Genomic DNA, 15,914 nt, shown 5'->3' on the forward strand with positions numbered 1-15,914 from the left:
GCCGAGGCCGGGGTGGCGGCGACGGCGCGGATGCTGCCGAAGCTGGGCCGCGCCAGCTACCTCGGCGACCGGGCGCTCGGCGTGCCCGATGCGGGGGCCGCGGCGGTCGCCGTCTGGCTGCGGGCCCTGGCCGGCCCCTGGCCCGGCCGGCCGCCGGCCTGACCCGGGCCGGGCCGCGGCGCAATCCTCCACTCATTCTGCATCCGCGCGCCGGGGCCGCCGGTAACGCTGCCGGGACGGGCGCCGCCCCGGGAAGGCCGCACCGGCGCGGGCGCCCGACGACGTCGTGGAAGGAGTGCCTATGACCAGCCCTGCATCCGCCGGCGGCGGCTACCAGCAGATCCTGGACTCCCGGCGCCGGGCGGTCGCCCGGCGGCAGGCCGCCTTGCCGCCCCGGCAGGCCGCGAAGGCCGCGGCCCCGCCGCGGTCGGCGCCGCGGAGCCTCGCCTGGACGATCCTGCCGGCCATGCTGGGGATGCCGGCGCTGGGCCTGGTCGTGCTGCTGCTGGCGCCGCCGCTCCGCATCGGCCTGGAGGACGAGCGGCCGGCGCGGCCGTCGCTTCAGGCCGCGGCCTGGGCACCGGCCCCGCTGGAGCCTTCGCCGGAGCGGGCCGGTTCCGCCCTGGCGCCGGGCACCGGGCCGGCGGCGGCCGGGGACGCAGCCGAGGTGCTTGCCGCCGCCCCTGAAAACCCGCCGGTCCCGCCGCAAGCCGCCTGGGCGCCGGCCGACGGGCCGCTGGCGGCCGGCGCGGTGGCCGCCTCCATGGACGACAGCCCCATGGAGGCCGAGGCGCCCGTGCCGCCGGAGGAGCCGGTGCTGGCCCTGCCGGCCGGGCCCGCGCCCGCCGCGGCGGAGGCCCCCGCGGTCCTGGCCCAGGCGGACGAGGAGGATCCGCTGCCGTGGCCCTACCGGGAGGCCCCGGCGGAGCCGGCCCCCGCGGCCCCGGTGCGGATGGCCGCGGTGCTGGCTCCGCCGGTCGCGGTGCGGCGCCCGGTGGCGCGGGACGGGGTCAAGGCAGGGGCGGGGGCAGGGGCGGCGCAGCCTGCCGCCGCACCCGCCGTGGCCCGGGCGTCGGCGGAGGCGCGCTGCCGGGCCGTCTCGATCCGCCTGCAGCTCGAGGCCGCGCCCAGCCCCGCGGATCTGGCCTTCCTGCGCGGCGGCTGCGCACCCGGACGCTGACGGCATTGGCAACGGCGGCGGCTGTCAAGGACCGCCCCGAACTGCTATTAGTTATCAATGCGAACTCATTCCTTGGGTTCGGGAATGCAGCGTCACGCAACGGTTGTGCGGGCCCGGATAGGCCCCCGACCGTGCCCCGATCGCGGTAACGAGGGACTAGCGCATACTCATGGCGATCCATGACCGGCGGCCACTTGATCCGCTCGCGCCTCCCGCCCTCGACGCCACCGCACCCGCCTCCCGCCTCCCGCCCGCCTATCCCGGCGGCTACGCCTGGCGGCGGCGGCCCGACTGGAGCTACTCGCGGCTGGCGCTGCGGGACCTGACGGCGGCGGCCGGGCTGCTGGCCCTGGCCGTGCTGCTGCGGCTGCCGAGCTTCCTGCAGTCGGTGATCGACCCGGACGAGAGCCTCTACGTGCTGCAGGCCCGGGAGTGGCTGCGTGGCGGCTGGCCCTATGTCGCCGTCTGGGACATGCACCCGGTCGGTGCCCCGGCCCTGGTGGCCGCCGGCTTCGCAATCCTGGGCGAGAGCATCGCGGCGGTCCGGCTGCTGGGGGCGGCGGCGGTCGCCGTCACCGGCTTCCTGCTGTTCCGCACCGTGGTCCTGGCCCGCGGGGACCGCCTGACCGGCCTCGCCGCGGGGGTGCTCTACGTGGCCCACAGCCTGCTGCCGGGCGGCCTCGCCACCAATACCGAAATCCTGATGGCGCCCCTCGTCGTGGGCGGCTGGATGCTGGCCATCATCGCCGTGCGGGACATGCAGGAGCGGCGCCGGGCACCGACGGCGATGCTGGTCATGGGCATGGGGCTCTGCTTCGGCGGCGCGCTCTGGATCAAGCAGGTGGCCGCGCCGCAGGCCTGCCTCGCCTTCGCCGCGGTGGTGGCGCTGGCGCTGGCCAGCCGGCTGATGAGCCTCCGCCGGCTGCTGCTGCTGGCCCTGGTCTTCGCCCTCGCCTGCGGCCTGCCGAGCCTAGCGACCGGCCTGGTCTATGCCCTCCGCGGCACCTTCGGCCTGTTCTACGAGGCCAATGTCGTCGCCCCGCTGCGCTATGCCGCCGGTGGCGGCCTGCCCTCGGTGGTCAGCCTCAGGCTGATCGTCGCGGCGATGCTGCAGGCGGCCTGGCTCCTGGCCCTTGCCGCCGTCGCGGTCGGCATGGCGCTCCGCGGCCGGGCGCTGACCGGATGGCGGCAGGATGCCCTGCTGCCCTTCGCCGCCGCGGTCTGGCTGGCCGGGGCCGTGATGAGCATCGTGCTGCCCGCCAAATTCTTCGACCACTACTTCATGCTGTGGTTCCCGCCGCTCTGCCTGGCCGCGGCCGCCGGGCTGCGCGGCATCCTCAATGTCGAGGCGCGGCGTCCGCGCCTGGCCCTGGTCGCGGCGGTGCTGCTGCTCGCCTCCATGCCGGTGCTGGGAGACTTCACCGCGCGGGCACGCAACGGCTTCGCCCTGCGCCTGCCGGATCCGTCGGAGGTGGTGGCCGCGACCATCCGGCAGTCCCTGCCGCCGGGCGAGACCGCCTTCCTCGTGAACTACGAGCCGATCGTCTATTTCCTGGCCGACATCCCGCTGCCGACCCGCATGCCCTTCTGGGAGCACCTGGTCGGCGACTTCAGCAATGCGCTGGGCCAGGACAGCGACGAGGAGCTGGCGGCGGTGCTCGAGCGCAGGCCCTACCTCATCGTCATCTCGGCGCGGCAGTGGATGCGGGTGCGGCCGGACGCGAAGCGCCTTCTGGAGGCCACCCTGGCGGTGGCCTACGGCGGCCCCGAGCGCGTCCTGGACGGGGTCGGGGAAGTGGAGATCTGGCACCGCCGCTGACCTGCCGCGCCGCCGGTGTCCCCGGCCAGCGCCGGGGTGGCCGCAGCTGGGACCCTGGCCCCGCGCAATGCGGGGCCAGGGACCCGAGGGAGCCGGCGCTACTCGGGGATGTGGAGGCTGGGCACGCCGCCCAGCAGGGCATCGCTGCGCTGCGCGAGGCGCGTCACCAGGCTGACGGCGACCAGGATGGCGAGGCTGGCGAGGAAGATGAGCATATCGGGAATCCCTTGGCTGATGGGCATTCCCTCCCTGAAACGTGTTTAATGCTGCGTCGCAGCAAATACGAGTATCGGATTGTCGCCAGCGGCCCGTGAGGTCGCAGGCCCGGCGCACTTGCCACGGGCGGTGCCGGGTGCTGGACTCGCCGCCATGGTGGACACGATGCTCGACGTGCAGGGGCTGGCCTGCCCGCTGCCGGTGCTGAAGGCGAACAAGGTGATGCGCGGCCTGGCGCCCGGGGCGCGGCTGGTGGTGCTGGCGACGGACCCGGCGGCGGCGCGCGACTTCCCGGCCTATTGCGCCGAGACCGGCCATGTCCTGGTCTCGGCCGAGGAAACGACCGGCGTCTGGCGCTTCACCCTGCGCAAGCGGGAGGCATCCGCATGAGCGTGCTGCTGCTCACCCATCGCGCCTGCCTGCTGCACGACCCCGGCGAATTCCACCCGGAATGCCCGGACCGCCTGCGCGCCGTGCTGGGCGCGCTGGACCGGGAGGAATTCGGCGACCTGCTGCGCGACGAGGCGCCGGAGGCGACGGTCGAGCAACTCGCCCGGGTGCATCCGCGCCACTACGTGGAGGCGATCTGCGGCATCCGCCCGCCGGCCGGGGAGAGCGTGCCGCTGGACGGCGACACGGTGATGAGCGCGGGCAGCGCCGAGGCCGCCCTGCGGGCCGCCGGCGCCGGGGTGGCGGCGGTGGACGCGGTGCTGGCGGGCGGCGTGCGGCGCGCCTTCTGCGCGGTGCGGCCGCCCGGCCACCATGCGGAGCCGGGCCGGCCGATGGGCTTCTGCCTCTTCGCCAATGCCGTCGTCGCGGCCCGGCACGCCCAGGCGGCGCATGGCGTGGCGCGGGTCGCGGTGGTCGATTTCGACGTCCACCACGGCAACGGCAGCCAGGCCTGCGTCGAGGGGGATGCCAGCATCCTCTATGCCTCCTCGCATCAATGGCCGCTCTATCCCGGCACCGGCGACCGGCAGGAGCGCGGCGTCGGCAACGTCTTCAACGCGCCGCTGCCGCCCGGCGCCGACGGCACCGCCTTCCGCGCCGCCTGGGCCGAGGCGCTGCTGCCGGCGATCGAGGCCTTCGCCCCGGGGCTGGTGGTGATCTCGGCCGGCTTCGACGGCCATGCGCGGGACCCGCTGGCGCAGCTCCGGCTGCGGGAGGCCGACTTCGCCTGGCTGACCGCCGAGCTCTGCGCCATCGCCGAGCGGCATTGCGGCGGCCATGTCGTCAGCCTGCTGGAAGGCGGCTACGACCTGGAGGCACTGGCGAGCAGCACGGCGGCGCATGTGCGGGTGCTGCTGCGGGCCTGAGCGGCCGCCGCCGCCGGGTCAGTGCCAGCGCAGCACCCGGCCATGCCCCGGGTCCGCGGCCCTCGGGAATAGGTCGAAGGCGCGATCGGCCAGGCCGATCGCCAGCGCCAGGCCGAGCGCCACCAGCACGACGATCGCCTGCCGCCGGCCCGGTGGGTGGCGGACCAGCATCGCCAGGCGCAGCGCCATCCGGGCGACCGGGTCCATCAGCGGCGGGCCCCGGCCGGCGCAGGGTCGGGCAGCGGGCTGGGCAGGCGCGGCATGGTCGTGATCTCCCGGCGATGCGGCAGTGGACACCGCCCGGCCCGGCCGCCGCAAGCCGGCCGGTCAGTCCCGCCAGGGCTGCTCGCGCCAGAGCTGGCCGTACTGCGCCTGTTGCCGGGCGATCTCGGCGGCGAAGGCCTTGGTGTCGCGGAAGCGCAGCGGCAGCGCCTGGGTCTCGGCCAGCCGGCGGTAGGCCGGGTCGCGGCTCGCCTCGCCCAGGAGCTCGGACATCTGCCGGATGACCCCGGTCGGCGTGCCGGCCGGGGCGGCGAGGCCGCGCATGGCGCTGTGGCGGATGTCGTAGCCCTGCTCCCGCAGGGTCGGGATTTCCGGCCTGCCCGGCCAGCGCTCCGCCGCCATCTGGCCGAGCGAGCGGAACAGGCCGGACTGCAGCTCGGGCGCCGCATCGGTCATGCTGAGCCCGGCGACCAGCAATTCGCCCTGCACCAGCGCCCCGCGCATGGCCGCGGTACCGCCATAAGCGACCGGCGTCAGCGTCACCCCCGCCAGCCGCTCCAGCGCCAGCATGCCGAAATGCGCATAGGAGCCGACCCCCGTGGTGCCGAAGCCGACCCCGCCGGGATTGCCGCGGGCCTCGCGCAGCAGGTCCTGCAGGCTGCGGATGCGGCTGTCGGCGCGGACGAAGATGCCACCGACGTCGTCCACCAGGTTGGCGACGGGGTCGAGGTCCTCCACCGCGTACTGGGCGCGGCGCTCGATCGGGATGGTGACGAGGTTCGGCAGGGTGACGATGCCGAAGGTGTAGCCGTCGGGCGCGGCGCGGCGGGTCGCGGCGAAGCCGATCTCGCCGCCGGCGCCGGGCCGGTTGACCACCACCACCGGCTGGCCGAGCCGGGGCTCAAGCCAGCGGCCGATGCTGCGGGCGGCCACGTCGCCGCCGCCGCCGGGACCGAAGGGGACGATGATGGTCAGCGGCCGGCTCGGCCACTCCGCCCGGGCGGCGGGCACCAGCCCCAGGCAGAGTCCTAAGGCCAGCAGCAGCGCAGGCACCCGGCGCATCGCGATCCTTCCGGTCAAACCCCGACCCTAGCAGCGGCCACCGGACTTGCCAGCCCGGCCCCGGCAATCCCGCGGCCGGCCTCGACCTGCCGGCCCGGATTGCGGCAGCATGCGGGACGGGCGCCGGCAAAGGATCGGACATGGACCGGGAGGCGAGCATCAGGCCGGTGCGGGCGGCGGACGCGCCCGGGCTGGCGGCGCTGCTCAACGCGATCATCGCCCGCGGCGGGACGACCGCGCTCGAGGCGCCGTTCACGCCTGAACAACTGTCCCGGGCCATGCTGGCCGGACCCGGCGTGATCTGATGCGTCGTCGCCGAGGATCCCGCGGGCGGACTCGGCGGCTTCCAGTCGCTCACCCGGTCGGACCACCTCCCGGACGACATGGGCGACATCGGCACCTTCGCCCGCCTCGGGCGGACGCAGCGGGGGACGGGGTCCCGGCTCTTTGCCGCGACGCTGCGCCTGGCGGCGGCGCGCGGGCTTGCCGCGATCAACGCGACGATCCGTGCCGACAACGCCGGCGGGCCTGCCTTCTACGGCCGGCTCGGCTTCACCGAGCATGCCCGCCGCCGCGCCGTGCCCCTGCGGGACGGCACCCGCATCGACCGGATCAGCAAGCGCTTCGCCCTCCGCCGCAGCGGGTAGGGCCTGCCCACCTGGCACAGGCCGCGCCGGGGCCCCTGGACTTGCAGCCCCGCCCGGGACCACAAGATCCACCCGGCAGGGACCGGGCCCACCGCCAAAATGGTTATTTTTTTGGGCGTGATCCAACCTATAGGATATACGATCCGCTAAAATGGCTTGGAGCGCTATCTCGACATGGTCTCGCGACCCTATCCCCCATCGCTGCAAACGCTGCAGTTCGAGAGCGCCATGGCCAGGAAACGGGATGCCATCGGAGACTGGCTGGGCAAGCGCTCGGAGGCCTTGGCGTCCTGGCTCACCCAGAGCCAGAGGCAGGGCCAGAACCAGGGCCAGGGCGGGAGCCTGAGCCGGCAGCGCATGGTCGCGGCCTGCGACATCGCGCCCCATCGCATCTCCGGGAATGATGTCCAGGAATTGGCCAGCCGCGATCCGGACGTGGCTGCCGCGCCCTACACGACCTCCGGCCAGCAGGCCATGCTGGCCGACACGGTGACCGGGTCGCCCCGGACGCCGCTCTACCGGTCCACCAAGACCTACGACCACAGCGAGGGGCTCTCCTGCTGCTTCCGCCAATGGCGGGCCAAGACCTCGCATTGCTCCATGGTCCATGGCTATGCGCTGTCGTTCAAATTCGTCTTCGCCACGCATGAGCTGGACGAGCGGAACTGGTGCTTCGACTTCGGCGGCCTGAAGCCGGTTCGCGCCTGGCTGCACGAGATGTTCGACCACACGATGCTCGTGGCCGAGGACGACCCGCATCTCCAGGACATGCGGCAGCTGGAGGCGAAGGGGCTGGTGAGCCTGCGGATCCTGCCCCGCGTCGGCTGCGAGGCGATGGCCGAGTACGTGTTCCGCCATGTCGCCCGCTTCATCGCCGAACAGACCGCCGACCGGGTCTGGCTCGAGACGGTCGAGGTCTCGGAGCATGGCGGCAACTCGGCCCTCTATCAGGAAGGCTGACTTCCCGCGGGGCGCTCCGGCCCCGCCTCCGCGATGCGCCGGGCGACCCTAGAAGGGATAGGGCGCGATGCCGCGGCGCCGGTCGTTCTGCCGGTTCCAGCGCTCGAACTGGTCCCGGGTGAGGGCCCGCCGGGCCTCGCCCGGCGCATTGCGGCGGCGCTCCTCGGCTTCCTTCTCGCGCTGGCGGTCCCACCAGGCATCGAGCGGGGTCCGGCGCACGGGCGGGCCGGGCGGGGCGGGGGCCTGCGCCCGGGCGAGCGCCGGGGCCAGGGTCAGGAGGGCGAGGAGCCGGCGTCGCTGCATCCCCGGGATATCGGGATGCCAGGCGCCGGCACCAGGGCGCCGGCGGTTCAGTCGAGGGTGATGCCGGCGCCCTGGCGCCGAGCCGGAGGACCGGTGATTCCACCCTGGGGATGGCGTGGAACGCGGCAGGCCGGAAGGCCGGGGGTCACCACCACGGTGCCTGGACAGGCCCGGGGGGCTGGGCCTACAGCCCCGCCAGCGCAACCAGCGGCGGCGGACAGCAACATGAGCGGCACCAACCACCGGATCGACGGCAAGCGGCTGTGGGACAGCCTGATGGCCATGGCCGAGATCGGCGCCACGCCGAAGGGCGGGGTGAAGCGGCTGACCCTGACCGAGGTGGACCAGCGCGGCCGCCAGCGCTTCGCCGCCTGGTGCGAGGCGCTGGGCCTGACCATGCGCGTCGATGCCATCGGCAATATGTTCGCCCGGCGCGAGGGGCGGGACCCGACCCGCCTGCCGGTGCTGCTGGGCAGCCACCTCGACAGCCAGCCCTCGGGCGGGAAGTTCGACGGGGCGCTGGGCGTCATCGCCGGGCTCGAGGTGATGCGCAGCCTCAACGACCTCGGGATCACCACCGAGGCGCCGATCGAGCTGGTGAACTGGACCGACGAGGAGGGCAGCCGCTTCGGCCATTCGCTGATGGGCAGCGGCGCCTGGGCCGGGATCTACCCGCTGGACAAGGTCTATGGGCTGCGCGACGTGGACGGGGTGACGGTCGAGGACGCGCTGAACGCCATCGGCTACAAGGGCGAGGCGCCGGCGGCCCCGTTCCCGGCCGATGCCTATTTCGAGCTGCACATCGAGCAGGGCCCGATCCTGGAGCGCGAGGCCAGGCAGATCGGCATCGTCACCGGCGCCCAGGCGCAGGTCTGGTACGACGCGGTGGTGACCGGCCAGGACGCCCATGCCGGCACCACCCCGCCCTCGGCGCGGCGCGATGCGCTGGTCTGCGCGGCGCGGATCATCGACCTGGTGGACCGGATGATGCGGGCCCGCGGCGAGGACGGCCGCGGCACGGTCGGCCAGCTCCACGTGCTGCCGAACAGCCGCAACGTGGTGCCCGGCGAGGTGCGCTTCAGCGTCGAGTTCCGCCACCCCGACACCGCCGAGATCGATCGGCTGGCGGCGCAATTCCCGCGCGAGGCCGGCTTCATCGCCCGCGACTGCGGCACGCCCCTGCAGCTGACCGAGCTGTTCCGCCTGCCCGCCCAGCCCTTCGATCCCGGCTGCGTCGACCTCGTGCGGCAGGCGGCGGCGCGGCTCGGCCTGCCGGCGCGGGAGATCGTCTCGGGCGCCGGCCACGACGCGGTCTATGTGGCGCGCAGCGTGCCGACGGCGATGATCTTCACCCCCTGCAAGGACGGGCTGAGCCACAACGAGGCCGAGAGCATCGAGCCGGGCGAGGCGGAGGCCGGCTGCCAGGTGCTGTTCGAGGCGGTGCTGGCGCGGGCGAACCGGGCGCTCTGAGGCCGGCTCAGCCGCCCACCAGCTTCGCCACCACATAGGCGACGGCGGCCGCCAGCCCGCCGATCGCCAGCGTCTGGCCCGCGCCGCGGAGCGCCGGCAGCCCGGTCGCCCGCGCCTTCAGCCAGCCGAAGCCGAACAGCGCCAGCCCGGTCAGCGTCGCCGAGACCACCAGCGCCGGGCCGGTCTCGGCCATCAGGATGTAGGGCGTGAGCGGGATCATCCCGCCCACCGCATAGGCGCCGCCGATGGTCGCCGCCGATTTCGCCGCCCGGTCCGGGGCCGGCTCGGTCAGCTCCAGCTCGAATCGCATCATGAAGTCGACCCAGCGGCGGCGGTCGGCGGCGATGGCCTCGGTCGCCCGCGAGAGCGTTTCGCCGCGCAGCCCGTAGCGGTGGAGGATGGCCGAGACCTCCCACTTCTCCCGGTCGGGGTAGTCCTGGGTCTCCTGGTCCTCCCGCGCCCGCTCGGCCACGTAGTGCTGCGCATCGGTGCGCGCCGCGAGATAGCCGCCGAGCCCCATGGCGACGCAGCCGGCGCTGATCTCGGCCAGGCCGGCGGTGACGATCAGCGGATTGGCGGCCACCGCGCCGGACAGGCCGGCGGCCAGGGCGAAGGGGACGGTGAGGCCATCGGCCATGCCGATGACGAGATCGCGGATGGTCTCGGAGGCGGTGAAATGCTGCTCGCCCTCGGGCGGGCCGGGCGGCTGCGGCGGCAGGCCTTCACGGTAGGGGGAGGGTGTCGGCGCCGCGGAAGTGTCCATGACCGGAAGTTAGCCCCTCGGCCGGGGCGCGGCCAGCGGACTCCGGGGCGGCGCGGCGGCCTCGGGTTGCCCCCCGCGGCCCTGCGCCGTATAGGGCGCGGCAGTCCAGAGGATGACCGTTTTGGCCAGCGTCGAGCCCGATACCCAGCCGCCATCGAAGCCCAATCCGGCCTGGGCCGCCCAGGCGGCGGTGCTGGCGCGGCCGGCGACCGAGGAACGGCGCATGGCGGATGCCATCCGCGCGCTGGCGATCGACGCGGTGGAGCAGGCGAAGTCCGGCCATCCCGGCATGCCCATGGGCATGGCCGACGTGGCGACGGCGCTCTTCACCAAATTCCTGAAATTCGATGCCGCCGACCCGCGCTGGCCCGACCGCGACCGCTTCGTGCTCTCGGCCGGGCACGGCTCGATGCTGCTCTACGCGCTGCTGAACCTGACCGGCCATGCCGGCATGGGGATCGAGGAGATCCGCCGCTTCCGCCAGCTGCATTCGCCGGCCGCCGGGCACCCCGAGTTCGGCGAGCATCCGGGGATCGAGACCACCACGGGCCCGCTGGGCCAGGGCCTGGCCAATGCGGTCGGCATGGCGCTGGCCGAACGCATGCTGGCGGCGCGCTTCGGCAAGTCCCTGGTCGACCACCGCACCTGGGTGATCGCCGGCGACGGCTGCCTGCAGGAGGGCATCAGCCACGAGGCGGCCTCCCTCGCCGGCCACCTGCAGCTCGACAAGCTGACGGTGCTCTACGACGACAACCAGATCACCATCGACGGCGACACCAGCCTGTCCTTCACCGACGACACGCTGAAGCGCTTCGCGGCCTACGGCTGGGCGGTGCGGCGGGTGGACGGGCACGACGCCGAGGCCGTCGCCTCGGCGCTGGCCTGGGCGACGCGGGTGAACAAGCCGGTGCTGCTCGCCTGCCGCACCATCATCGGCTTCTCCGCCCCGACCAAGGCCGGCACCGCCGGCAGCCACGGCAGCCCGCTGGGCGCCGCCGAGGCGGCGGCGGCGAAATCCGCCATGGGCTGGAACCACCCGGCCTTCGAGGTCCCCGAGGGGCTGCGCGAGCGCTGGGAGGCCGCCGGCAAGCGCGGCGGCGGCACTCGCCGGGCCTGGCTGAAGCGCCTGGCGAAGCACCCGATGCAGGCCGAGTTCGAGCGCGCCCTCGCCGGCCGCCTGCCGGAAGCCTGGCACGAGCCGCTGGCGGCGCTGCGGGCCAAGACGGCGGCCGACATGCCGAAGATCGCCAGCCGCATCGCCAGCCAGCGGGCGCTGGAGGCCCTGGTCCCGGCGGTGCCGGAGATGGTGGGCGGCTCGGCCGACCTCACGGGGTCCAACAACACCAACGTGAAGGGCATCCCGGCCGTCACCGCGGGGAATTTCGCCGGCCGCTACATCCATTGGGGCGTGCGGGAGCACGGCATGGCCGCGGCCATGAACGGCATGGCGCTGCATGGCGGCATCATCCCCTATTCCGGCACCTTCCTGGTCTTCGCCGACTACATGCGCCCGGCGATCCGCCTCGCGGCGTTGATGCGCCAGCGGGTGATCCACGTGCTGACCCATGACAGCATCGGCCTCGGCGAGGACGGCCCGACCCACCAGCCGGTCGAGACCCTCGCCGGGCTCCGCTGCATCCCCAACCTGGCGGTCTTCCGCCCGGGCGATGCGATGGAGACGGCGGAATGCTGGGAACTCGCGGTGAAGCGGGCCGATGGGCCGAGCGTGCTGGCGCTGTCGCGGCAGAATCTGACCCCGTTCCGGACCGACAGCGGCGAGAACCGCTGCGCCCGCGGCGGTTACGTCGTGGAGGAGGCCTCCGGCGAACGGCGCGCAACCTTGATCGCCACTGGCTCGGAAGTGCCCTTGGCGCTGGTTGCCCGGGCGGCGCTGGAGGCCGATGGTATCCCGACGGCCGTGGTATCGCTGCCGAGTTGGGAACTATTCGCCGCGCAGGACGCCTCCTATCGGGAGCAGGTGCTGGGCGATGCGCTCCGCGTCGGGATCGAGGCGGCGGTCGGCTTCGGCTGGGAACGCTGGTTGGGTCCGGAGGGGATCTTCATCGGGATGGGCGGCTTCGGCGCCTCCGCCCCGGCGGAGGATCTGTTCCGCCACTTCGGCATCACCGCGGATGCCGTGGTGGCGGCGGTGAAGAAGCGCCTCGGTTAGGTTTGAGCAGAAAAGGAAGACGACAATGGCCGTAAAGGTCGCCATCAACGGGTTCGGGCGTATCGGGCGCCTGGTGCTGCGCGCGATGATCGAAAGCAACCGCACCGATGTGGAATGCATCGCGATCAACGACCTCGGCAGCGTCGAGGCGAATGCGCATATGTTCCGCTACGACAGCGTCCACGGCCGCTTCCCCGGCGAGGTCGCCGTCGACGGCAACAAGCTGATCATCAGCGCCAATGGCCGGACCTATGCGCCGATCACGGTCAGCGCCGAGCGCGACCCGACCAAGGTGCCCTTCCAGGGCGTGGACGTGGCGCTCGAGTGCACCGGCATCTTCACCAGCAAGGAGAAGGCCTCGGCGCTGCTCCAGGCCGGCGCCCGCAAGGTGCTGATCTCGGCCCCCGGCGACAATGCCGATGCGACCATCGTCTACGGCGTCAACCACCAGACGCTGACCAAGGACATGACGGTCGTCTCGAACGCCTCCTGCACCACAAACTGCCTGGCCCCGGTGGCCAAGGTGCTGCACGACAACTTCGGCATCCTGCGCGGCTACATGGTCACCATCCACGCCTACACCGGTGACCAGAACACCGTCGACACGCTGCACAAGGACCTGCACCGCGCCCGCGCCGCGGCGGTCTCCGCCATCCCGACCAGCACCGGCGCGGCCAAGGCCGTGGGCCTCGTCCTCCCGGAGCTCAAGGGCAAGCTGGACGGCACCGCCATCCGCATCCCGACCCCGAACGTCTCGCTGGTCTCCCTCGACGTCAACCTGAAGAAGGAAGGCGTCACCAAGGAGGACATCAACGCGGCGATGAAGGCGGCAAGCGAGGGCGCGCTGAAGGGCATCCTCGCCTACAACACCGCCCCGCTGGTGAGCATCGACTTCAACCACAACCCGGCGAGCAGCACCTTCGACGCGACGCAGACCGCCGTGGTCGATGGCGCCATGGCGCGGGTGATGAGCTGGTACGACAACGAGTGGGGCTTCTCCAACCGGATGAGCGACACCGCGGCGCTGTTCGGCTCGCTGTAGGAAAGAGAAGGCCGGGGAGAAGGTATTCTCCCCGGACCCCTCATCTATTTTTGCTCGTTAAACTAACAGAAAACGAAGGGGGCTCGGGGGAAGTGCCTTCCCCCGCCTTGCTTCCTTCCGGAGCCCCCGCATGCCCCGCTTCCGCACGCTCGACGACCTCTCCCCCCAGGGCAAGCGCATCCTGCTGCGCGCCGACCTGAACCTGCCGGTGAAGGACGGGGTCATCACCGACCGGACGCGGATCGACCGGCTGGCGCCCACCATCAAGGAGCTGGCCGACAAGGGCGGGCGGGTCATCGTCTGCTCCCACTTCGACCGACCGAAGGGCAAGCGCGTGCCCGAGATGTCGCTGCAGCCGATGGTCGCGGCGCTGTCGGCGGCGCTCGACCGTCCGGTCGCCTTCGTCGACGACTGCGTCGGCCCGGCGGCCGAGGCGGCGGCGGCGGCGCTCAAGGACGGCGAGGTGCTGCTGCTGGAGAATACCCGCTACCACGCCGGCGAGGAGAAGAACGACCCGGCGCTCTCGGCCGGTCTGGCCCGTCTTGCTGACGTCTACGTGAACGATGCCTTCTCCGCCGCCCACCGTGCCCATGCCAGCACCGAGGGCGTGGCCCGGCTGCTGCCCGCCTATGCCGGCCGGCTGATGCAGGCCGAGCTCGAGGCGCTGGACGCGGCGCTGGGCACTCCGGCGCGGCCGCTGATGGCGATCGTCGGCGGCGCCAAGGTCAGCACCAAGCTCGACCTGCTCGGCAACCTGACCCGGAAGGTGGACGTGCTGGTCATCGGCGGGGCCATGGCCAATACCTTCCTCGCGGCGCAGGGTCATGCCATGGGCAAGTCGCTGCAGGAAGCCGGCATGTACGACACCGCGCGGGAGATCCTGGCCGGGGCCGCGGCGGCCAATTGCGAGATCATCCTGCCGACCGACCTGGTGGTCGCCTCCGCCTTCGCCGCGCATGTGCCGACGAAGGAAGTGGGCGTCGATGCGGTGCCGGCCGACATGATGGCGCTCGACGTCGGGCCGGATACGGTGGCCATGATCGAGAGCCGGCTGCGGCAGGCGAGCACCCTGGTCTGGAACGGCCCGCTCGGCGCCTTCGAGACCCCGCCCTTCGATGCGGCGACCGTCGCCATCGCGCAATCCGTGGCGGGGCTGACCCAGTCGGCCGGGCTGAAGTCGATCGGCGGCGGCGGCGATACCGTCTCGGCGCTGAAGCATGCCGGCGTCGCCGACCGCATGACCTATATCTCGGCCGCCGGCGGCGCCTTCCTCGAATGGCTGGAAGGCAAGACCTTGCCGGGGGTCGCGGCGCTCGAGACCGCCTGACCCCGCAATGATCGCTTAACCTGACGGGCCGGCATCCGTTAGGCTGTCCCTCATGCAGGCCTTCCGCCAGAGGCGGCCGCATGGGAGGAACACATAATGGAGACGACCCGCAGGTCCTTGCTGGGCGCCGCCGCGGCTGCGCCCCTGGGTGGGCTGCCCTGGCGTAGCGCCCGGGCCCAGGCCGCCAGTACCATCAAGCTGGGGGTGCCGGTCGACCTCTCCGGCATGTACCGCGACGTGACCGGGCAGGTCTCGATTGCGGCCGTCCACCAGGCGATCAAGGACTTCGGCCCGCGCGGCTTCACTGTCGAGGTCGTCTCGGCCGACCACCAGAACCGGCCGGACGTCGGGGTGAACATCACCCGGCAGTGGTTCGACCGCGACGGGGTCGACTGCTTGGTGGATGTCGCCACTTCCTCCGTGGCGCTGGCGGTGAACGAGATCTGCCGGGAGAAGAACAAGGTCCACCTGAACAGCTCGGCCGCCAGCTCGGACCTGACCGGGCGGCTCTGCTCGCCGAACATGATCCATTGGACCTACGACACCTGGATGCTGGCCAATTCGGTCGGCGGCGCCACGGTGCGGGCGGGCGGCGACAGCTGGTTCTTCATCGTCGCCGACTACGCCTTCGGCCATGCGCTGGAGCGAGACACGACGGGCTTCGTCCGCGCCGCCGGGGGGCGGGTGATGGGCAGCGTGCGGACGCCCTTCCCGGGGACGCAGGATTTCTCCTCCTTCCTGCTGCAGGCCCAGGCGAGCGGGGCGAAGGTCATCGGCCTGGCCAATGCCGGGAGCGACACGATCAATTGCGTGAAGCAGGCGGCCGAATTCGGCCTCGGGCGGCGGGGGGTGCGGTTGGCCTCGCTGCTGCTCTTCATCACCGAGGTGCATTCGCTCGGGCTGCGGACGGCGGCCGGGCTGATCGTGACCGAGAGCTTCTACTGGGACCTCAACGACCGGACCCGGGCCTTCACCGCCCGGCTGCGGCAGATCACTGGACCGGCGCCTGGCATCGCCAGCACCCATGCCGGCACTTATGCCGCGGCGCTGCACTACCTGAAGGCGGTGCAGGAGATGGGGGTGGCGGCGGCCAAGGCGAACGGGGCCGAGGCGGTGGCGCGAATGAAGGCGATGCCGACCGACGACGACGCCTTCGGCCAGGGCAGCATCCGCGCCGACGGGCGGAAGCTGCACCCCTCCTTCCTCTTCGAGGTGAAGAAGCCGGAGGAAAGCAGGGCGCCCTTCGACTACTACAAGCTGCTGCAGACCACGCCGGCCGGGGAGGCCTTCCGGCCCTTGGCCGAGGGGGGCTGCCCGCTGGTGCGGGCCTGACGGCGCCGCCGTGCGGCGCCATCAACCCCGGCGGCAGGTCTGGGCCGCCGGCGACCAAAGGTTACTCGACAGTTAACGGGCGCTG

Annotated in this window: 17 protein-coding genes; 13 read left to right on the forward strand and 4 right to left on the reverse strand. The window is 72.8% G+C overall.

Annotation, left to right across the window (positions count from 1 at the left end; all coding sequences use genetic code 11):
- The first annotated feature begins 12 nt into the window (after positions 1-12).
- The 5 genes from QWZ14_RS26995 (at position 13) to QWZ14_RS27015 (ending at position 4,531) form a co-directional block, all read left to right on the forward strand.
- The gene (locus QWZ14_RS26995; RefSeq protein WP_290320177.1) at positions 13-162 is read left to right on the forward strand and encodes a DAK2 domain-containing protein; all 150 of its coding nucleotides are present in this window, start codon (positions 13-15) and stop codon (positions 160-162) included.
- Positions 163-301: 139 nt separating this feature from the next.
- Complete coding sequence (locus QWZ14_RS27000) at positions 302-1,180, forward strand: hypothetical protein (RefSeq protein WP_290320141.1); 879 nt, start codon at positions 302-304, stop codon at positions 1,178-1,180.
- Between the two features lie 169 nt (positions 1,181-1,349).
- Positions 1,350-2,999, forward strand: a complete 1,650-nt coding sequence (locus QWZ14_RS27005) for a glycosyltransferase family 39 protein (protein WP_290320143.1) — start codon at positions 1,350-1,352, stop codon at positions 2,997-2,999.
- A 369-nt stretch (positions 3,000-3,368) separates the two neighbouring features.
- Positions 3,369-3,605 (forward strand): sulfurtransferase TusA family protein, encoded by a 237-nt coding sequence (locus tag QWZ14_RS27010; protein WP_290320144.1) that lies wholly within the window; start codon positions 3,369-3,371, stop codon positions 3,603-3,605.
- Positions 3,602-4,531: a histone deacetylase family protein gene (locus tag QWZ14_RS27015; protein WP_290320145.1), complete on the forward strand. Its 930-nt coding sequence runs from the start codon at positions 3,602-3,604 to the stop codon at positions 4,529-4,531. The genes QWZ14_RS27010 and QWZ14_RS27015 overlap by 4 nt, the downstream gene beginning before the upstream one ends.
- Positions 4,532-4,549: 18 nt before the next feature.
- Here QWZ14_RS27015 and QWZ14_RS27020 read toward each other — a convergent pair whose 3' ends face one another.
- Both QWZ14_RS27020 and QWZ14_RS27025 read right to left on the reverse strand, forming a co-directional pair.
- A complete protein-coding gene (locus QWZ14_RS27020) occupies positions 4,550-4,738 on the reverse strand; it encodes a hypothetical protein (RefSeq protein ID WP_290320146.1) in 189 nt (62 codons plus the stop codon).
- Positions 4,739-4,858: 120 nt separating this feature from the next.
- Positions 4,859-5,815 carry a tripartite tricarboxylate transporter substrate binding protein gene (locus QWZ14_RS27025; protein WP_290320147.1) on the reverse strand — a complete coding sequence of 319 codons (957 nt, stop codon included), beginning with the start codon at positions 5,813-5,815 and terminating at the stop codon, positions 4,859-4,861.
- 140 nt (positions 5,816-5,955) lie between these two features.
- Between QWZ14_RS27025 and QWZ14_RS27030 the strand changes: the two genes are divergently transcribed.
- From QWZ14_RS27030 to QWZ14_RS27040, 3 genes are all read left to right on the forward strand, one after another.
- Positions 5,956-6,120 carry a GNAT family N-acetyltransferase gene (locus tag QWZ14_RS27030; RefSeq protein WP_290320149.1) on the forward strand — a complete coding sequence of 55 codons (165 nt, stop codon included), beginning with the start codon at positions 5,956-5,958 and terminating at the stop codon, positions 6,118-6,120.
- A 78-nt stretch (positions 6,121-6,198) separates the two neighbouring features.
- A complete protein-coding gene (locus QWZ14_RS27035) occupies positions 6,199-6,462 on the forward strand; it encodes a GNAT family N-acetyltransferase (protein WP_290320150.1) in 264 nt (87 codons plus the stop codon).
- A 174-nt stretch (positions 6,463-6,636) separates the two neighbouring features.
- A complete protein-coding gene (locus QWZ14_RS27040) occupies positions 6,637-7,422 on the forward strand; it encodes a 6-pyruvoyl trahydropterin synthase family protein (protein ID WP_290320151.1) in 786 nt (261 codons plus the stop codon).
- A 48-nt stretch (positions 7,423-7,470) separates the two neighbouring features.
- Here QWZ14_RS27040 and QWZ14_RS27045 read toward each other — a convergent pair whose 3' ends face one another.
- Positions 7,471-7,725, reverse strand: coding sequence for a hypothetical protein (locus QWZ14_RS27045; protein ID WP_290320152.1), 255 nt, complete (start codon positions 7,723-7,725; stop codon positions 7,471-7,473).
- A 225-nt stretch (positions 7,726-7,950) separates the two neighbouring features.
- Between QWZ14_RS27045 and QWZ14_RS27050 the strand changes: the two genes are divergently transcribed.
- Positions 7,951-9,195: a Zn-dependent hydrolase gene (locus tag QWZ14_RS27050; RefSeq protein ID WP_290320153.1), complete on the forward strand. Its 1,245-nt coding sequence runs from the start codon at positions 7,951-7,953 to the stop codon at positions 9,193-9,195.
- Positions 9,196-9,202: 7 nt separating this feature from the next.
- Here QWZ14_RS27050 and QWZ14_RS27055 read toward each other — a convergent pair whose 3' ends face one another.
- Entirely contained in the window at positions 9,203-9,958 is a 756-nt protein-coding gene (locus tag QWZ14_RS27055) for a VIT1/CCC1 transporter family protein (protein WP_290320154.1), read from the reverse strand.
- A gap of 112 nt (positions 9,959-10,070) precedes the next feature.
- On the opposite strand from QWZ14_RS27055, the gene tkt reads away from it, so the two are divergent.
- The 4 genes from tkt to QWZ14_RS27075 all read left to right on the forward strand — a co-directional run bounded on the left by tkt (position 10,071) and on the right by QWZ14_RS27075 (position 15,829).
- Positions 10,071-12,128: a transketolase gene (gene tkt / locus QWZ14_RS27060; protein ID WP_456307272.1), complete on the forward strand. Its 2,058-nt coding sequence runs from the start codon at positions 10,071-10,073 to the stop codon at positions 12,126-12,128.
- 25 nt (positions 12,129-12,153) lie between these two features.
- Positions 12,154-13,170 carry a type I glyceraldehyde-3-phosphate dehydrogenase gene (gene gap / locus QWZ14_RS27065; protein WP_290320155.1) on the forward strand — a complete coding sequence of 339 codons (1,017 nt, stop codon included), beginning with the start codon at positions 12,154-12,156 and terminating at the stop codon, positions 13,168-13,170.
- Positions 13,171-13,300: 130 nt separating this feature from the next.
- Positions 13,301-14,497: a phosphoglycerate kinase gene (locus tag QWZ14_RS27070; RefSeq protein ID WP_290320156.1), complete on the forward strand. Its 1,197-nt coding sequence runs from the start codon at positions 13,301-13,303 to the stop codon at positions 14,495-14,497.
- Between the two features lie 96 nt (positions 14,498-14,593).
- Complete coding sequence (locus QWZ14_RS27075) at positions 14,594-15,829, forward strand: ABC transporter substrate-binding protein (protein WP_290320157.1); 1,236 nt, start codon at positions 14,594-14,596, stop codon at positions 15,827-15,829.
- Positions 15,830-15,914 lie beyond the last annotated feature (85 nt).

Source organism: Paeniroseomonas aquatica (assembly GCF_030409335.1).
GTDB lineage: Bacteria > Pseudomonadota > Alphaproteobacteria > Acetobacterales > Acetobacteraceae > Belnapia > Belnapia aquatica.